Source organism: Marisediminitalea sp. (assembly GCF_984433645.1).
Genome location: NZ_CFIDRX010000274.1, coordinates 1 through 3,535, shown reverse-complemented (window position 1 = coordinate 3,535; position 3,535 = coordinate 1). Strand labels below are relative to the sequence as shown.

5 protein-coding genes and 1 pseudogene are annotated in these 3,535 nt (G+C 49.4%); 4 read left to right on the top strand and 2 right to left on the bottom strand.

Going from position 1 to position 3,535, the window contains the following annotated elements:
• A pseudogene (locus tag AC4MRN_RS20120) lies at window positions 1–321 on the bottom strand (hypothetical protein); the annotation flags it as partial.
• Window positions 308–883, bottom strand: a complete 576-nt coding sequence (locus AC4MRN_RS20115; protein ID WP_073316726.1) for an RNA polymerase sigma factor — start codon at window positions 881–883, stop codon at window positions 308–310. The pseudogene AC4MRN_RS20120 and the gene AC4MRN_RS20115, both read right to left, overlap by 14 nt.
• A gap of 146 nt (window positions 884–1,029) precedes the next feature.
• Between AC4MRN_RS20115 and AC4MRN_RS20110 the strand changes: the two genes are divergently transcribed.
• From AC4MRN_RS20110 to AC4MRN_RS20095, 4 genes are all read left to right on the top strand, one after another.
• Complete coding sequence (locus tag AC4MRN_RS20110) at window positions 1,030–1,671, top strand: MOSC domain-containing protein (RefSeq protein ID WP_487967280.1); 642 nt, start codon at window positions 1,030–1,032, stop codon at window positions 1,669–1,671.
• The gene (locus AC4MRN_RS20105) at window positions 1,640–2,119 is read left to right on the top strand and encodes a gamma-glutamylcyclotransferase family protein (RefSeq protein ID WP_491204324.1); all 480 of its coding nucleotides are present in this window, start codon (window positions 1,640–1,642) and stop codon (window positions 2,117–2,119) included. Before AC4MRN_RS20110 ends, AC4MRN_RS20105 begins: the two co-directional genes overlap by 32 nt.
• 72 nt (window positions 2,120–2,191) lie before the next feature.
• Window positions 2,192–2,731, top strand: coding sequence for a glycoside hydrolase family 108 protein (locus AC4MRN_RS20100; protein WP_491204323.1), 540 nt, complete (start codon window positions 2,192–2,194; stop codon window positions 2,729–2,731).
• Between the two features lie 10 nt (window positions 2,732–2,741).
• Window positions 2,742–3,467, top strand: coding sequence for a 3TM-type holin (locus AC4MRN_RS20095; protein ID WP_487966942.1), 726 nt, complete (start codon window positions 2,742–2,744; stop codon window positions 3,465–3,467).
• Window positions 3,468–3,535 lie beyond the last annotated feature (68 nt).

Below are 3,535 nucleotides of genomic sequence, written 5' to 3'. Positions count from 1 at the left end.
GTCCTGGTACGTTACCAACAGTGACGATTTCTGGCTTTCGTATTGTTCACTCAGTTGCGCAATTAACGCTGCGCTGTCGAGTCCAGGCTCTACCGGACCTGATAAACTTGAAATACTGATCCACACAGCTACGGCCGGCACTAAGATACTTGCCGCTACTGCGCCGTATACCCAGGACTTAGGCTTAGCCTTGTCCGTGGCTGAAGGCTGCTGAGTAATCGCCAGTTCAATGCCCTGCCACAAATCGCGACCAGGCTGTACGTCTTGGGGGAGCGACGCTAGCTGTTGCTGTAAGCTGTCTTGTGATTTATTGGTCGTCATCACCTAACCACTCCTGTAATAACTGTCTTGCCCGATGAAACTGCGCTTTACTGGTACCTGATGCCATATTCAGCATGTCGGCAATGTCCTCGTGCCGGTACCCCTCTATGGCATGTAATACAAACACCTGCCGGGCCCGCTCGGGCAATTTCAAAATACATTTGTCGAGTTGCGATAAGTCTAACGACTCACTCGCGGTAATTTGTTGCTCATTCGCACTGTCGAGCCCGAACATACGCTGAAACCAGCCTCGCTGTTTGCGCATATACGATATCGTTACGTTGGCTGTTACGCTGTGCAGCCAGGTTGAGAACTGACTTTTCTGCGAAAAGTTAGCCAGCTTCTGCCACACCTGAACAAACACTTCCTGGGTAGCATCTTCAGCGAGTGCCGCATCACCGGTCAGTCGTAAACTCAGCGCGTATACTTGCCCCACATACTTTTGATAAAGCTGCTGGTAAGCTTGCACATCACCTTGCATCGCTGCCTGCAAGTGCTGCTGTAATTGTTGTTGCGCAAATGCGTCGGTAGCATCCACTACATTTCCCTGGCCGACTGTCATGTCATTGGGCTCTCTTTCGTTATTTTCTTGTTGTTACAGGGCATTAGTCGCAACGTTTTTAGCGAAGGTTTAAAACGCATTTCATTTTTTTTCATAAAAAAGTCCGCTACCATAATAACCGTTAATCTATAAAAAAGGATGCTGCTGTGATTGTTTCTGCGTTGTATGCGGGGCAACCTGCTCCACTTGGCCCCCGAAAGGCACTATCGGCGATTTGCAAACAGCCGGTGGACAAACTCACTGTGCATGTTGATCGCACCGACGAAGACCAACAAGCCAATTTGCGTTTACATGGCGGCCCTGAAAAAGTTCTGCATCAGTTTAGTGTGGCAAGCTATGACACCATTAAAGCTCAGTACCCTGAACTGGCCGACAAGCTGCTGCCCGGCAGTATTGGTGAAAATATCTCAGTAGACGGCATGACTGACGAAAATGTGTTTATTGGTGATGTGTACGCCTTTGGCAATGTCATTGTTGAGGTAGGCGCGCCTCGAGCGCCATGCAACAAAATTAATCATCGCTTTGAAACACCCAATCTGGACCGTTTTACGGGAAATCAGGGCGTAACAGGCTGGTACTACCGCGTAAAACAGACCGGCGTGATTAATGTGGGTGATGCAGTATCGTTACTGGAACGGGCTGACAATACCGTTAGCGTTGGTGAACTGATGCGTACTGTTTATAACCCTGAGTATTTTAGTCACGCCGCAAAGCTTGTCGACATACCGGTATTAGATGACGAATGGCGGGGTAAATGTGAAAAGGCTGCCGCAAAAGCCGCTAAATAAACATCCTTCCGGTAAGGTGCCCGTGTTTTGCTACGGCACCTTGCTGTTACCCGCATTACAGAAAACGTTATTTGGCCAGCATATTCATCCCCGCCCCGCTACACTGGTCGGCTGGCAACGTCTGCTCAGCCCTGACGGCTATTGGTTTATCACCCCACACTCCAATGCGAGGGTTAAAGGCAGCATTCTCTGGCTTACTGCGTCACAACTAGGCATTTGTGATGACTGGGAGGACGTGCCGTACTACCAAAGGGAGTGTGTTCGGGTAAAACGAGGTTATACCCGAATAACGGTGTTTGCGTACACCCGACGAGGCGCAAAAGGTAAACGTCTCACAACATCCGCTTTAACCCGCCATTCGCTCCCCCGAGTACTAAACATTGCCGATAGAGCCCTTAAGACGAATTCGAATCCCCTTGCCATGAGTCCGGGCCCGGTCACTATTTAACGTTGCAAATCGCTTCACGCACGCGCTTTTATTGTCTATTATTTGAACAATTATTACACAGGACAATACAGCATGGACGTAAAAACAATGATTGATGCCATCCTCGCCAAAGAAGGTGGCTATGTGAATCACCCGGCGGACAGGGGTGGCCCTACCAACTTTGGGATCACACAAAAAACCTTGTCTCGCTATCTGGAAGTCGTCGTGACCGCGGATATGGTAAAAGCCATGGATATCGAAACCGCCCGTGATATCTACGAGCTGAACTACTACCGAAAGCCCCGTATCGACAAGCTCCCCGACGCCTTACAACCCTTCTTATTTGATTCCGCGGTCAACCACGGCCCACGGCGCGCCATAAAGTTTCTGCAGGAAGTGTGTAACGATGCCGGCTGTGGGCCGTTATCGGTAGATGGCTTAATGGGCCCTAAAACCAAGGCGCAGGCATTTGCCTGCCTTGAAGCGCTGGATGAATGGATGCTGGTTGCACTGGTAGAAGAACGTCAGATGTTCTATGTAGAAATTGTTACCAACGACGACACACAACTGGCATTTCTGAAGGGTTGGCTGGCCCGGGCAAGAAGTTTCCTGCCTTATCAGGCCATCGCATAAGGAGGCGAACATGAGCAAATTATTGGAAAACCCGGTGTCAGCTATTGCCACATCGGTGTCAAAAGGCGTCGAAACCGTTGCAGGTGTATTTACCACGAATAAGGAAAAGGACGCTCAGCGTTCGGCCGACGAACAAATGGCGTTGTTACGCGCGTATCAGGCTGAGTTTAATAAACTGGAAAATCGCAATTGGGTCGATTCACTGGCAGACGGATTTAATCGACTCATACGTCCTATGATCGTGTCGCTGATCCTGTTTATTTTTGTGGTTGCCTATATTTCACCTTCTCACCTGGCTGAAATAACCCTCGCCATCAGTGCCATACCCGACGGCTACTGGACCTTACTCAGTGTCATTATTGCTTTTTATTTTGGTGGCAGAATGCAGTTAAAAAGTCAGCAGTTCCGGTTTAGCGAAACTCAGGCGCAAGCCGTCAAAGCGCTGATTGAAACCAAAGCTGAATTCAGAAAGCTGGAAATTGACAACGATGAACCTGACCGGTTAATCGGCGACAGTGCGGCAAAGGATAGTGACTTTGACAAGAGTCGCGCAGCACAAATTAACACAGTAGTTGAGACCGCGCTGCAGCATGCGGTTACCGACCCTGGCGACGACACGCAAAAAGCCGCCAACAAAGAAGCGCTTAGCAAAAAGGTTTCTGAAATGCTAAACGAAACACCGGAAACCTTAACAGCACGCCGAAAGTTCGGTCCTCGAAAACTAGGCCGGCGCTAGGTTTACATTGCTTTGTACTAATAACCCTGTGCTTGGCACTGCAGACATAAAAAAACCGCGCCTGAGCG